The sequence below is a fragment of the Rhodoferax sp. RT5P35 genome (genome assembly GCF_056521385.1).
Genome location: NZ_JBWMAX010000238.1, coordinates 1 through 1181, shown reverse-complemented (window position 1 = coordinate 1181; position 1181 = coordinate 1). Strand labels below are relative to the sequence as shown.

The 1181-nt window shown below is 65.5% G+C and carries 2 protein-coding genes; both read left to right on the top strand.

Translation table 11 applies throughout. The annotated features are described in order from the left end of the window. A partial coding sequence (locus AC097L_RS25305) for an MATE family efflux transporter (protein ID WP_479589462.1) occupies positions 1-751 on the top strand: 751 nt, incomplete at its 5' end. Between the two features lie 79 nt (positions 752-830). After that, a partial coding sequence (locus AC097L_RS25300) for a DUF1016 N-terminal domain-containing protein (protein ID WP_479589461.1) occupies positions 831-1181 on the top strand: 351 nt, incomplete at its 3' end.

Here is a 1181-nt window from a genome sequence, read left to right as displayed (position 1 = left end):
TGTGGGCCTGGGCCTGCACCTGGTGCTGTGGCGCAAGCGCATGGCCCTGGTACCCACCGCCCGCCACTGGTGGCAGCTGCACTGGCGGGTGCTGGCCCCGGTGCTGCGCATCGGCGTGCCCGGTGCCAGTGCCGAGCTGGGCTACCGCGCCGCCTTCATGGTGTCGCTGGCCGGGGCCGCGCGGCTGGGTGTGGTGGCACTGGCCACCCATGCCTACACCCTGCAACTGCTGCGCTACGTGCTGCTGATCAGCCTGGCCATCGGCTGGGCCTGCGAGATCATGGTGGGGCGGCTGGTGGGCGGTGGCCAGTTCAACCAGGCCCATGCACTGGTGCGCAAAGGCCTGCGCAACGGACTGATGGCCTCGGGCGGCATGGCCGTGGTGGCAGCGTTGGCCGCGCCCTGGCTGATGCGCGTGTTCACCAAAGACCCGCATGTCATCGAAGCCGCGCAAACCCTGCTGTGGATTGCCGTGGCGCTGGAGACGGGCCGCGCCTTCAACCTGATCATCACCGGCGCGCTGCGCGCCACTGGCGACGTGATCTACCCGGTGGCCGCCAGCCTGGGCTCGTTTGCGCTGGTGCTGGGCCTGGGCTCGTACTTCCTGGGCCGCCATTTCGGCCTGCCCGGCATCTTCATCGCCTACGCTGCCGACGAATGGGTGCGCGGCCTGCTGATGTGGGCGCGCTGGCACTGGCACGGCTGGTTGCCCCACGCCCGCAATTCGCAGCGGCGGGTGCGCAGGCGGTAGATTTTAAGAAAATCCGCCTCTAGCGCTTATGGAATGGGCGCAAGAAGCTCTTATTTTGATAGTAGATACTGGACTTCCCATGGCCAAGAAGCCGCCCAAAACCCCAGCGCCGGTCGAACCTGCTTTTGCCGAAGTCGTCCAACTGATCCATGCGGCGCGCCAGCGGGCGATGCTGGCTGTCAATACCGAACTGATAGACCTGTACTGGCGCATCGGCGCCTACCTTCACCACAAGATCGAGGCCGACGGCTGGGCCAAGGGAACGGTGGTGCAACTGGCTGCGTACATCGCGCAAAGCGAGCCCGGCGTACGTGGCTTTTCGCCGCAAAACCTCTGGCGCATGCGCCAGTTTTTCGAAGCCTACCAAGACGAGGCAAAACTCTCACCGCTGTTGAGAGTTTTGCCGTGGTCGTCCCATCTGCACATCCTC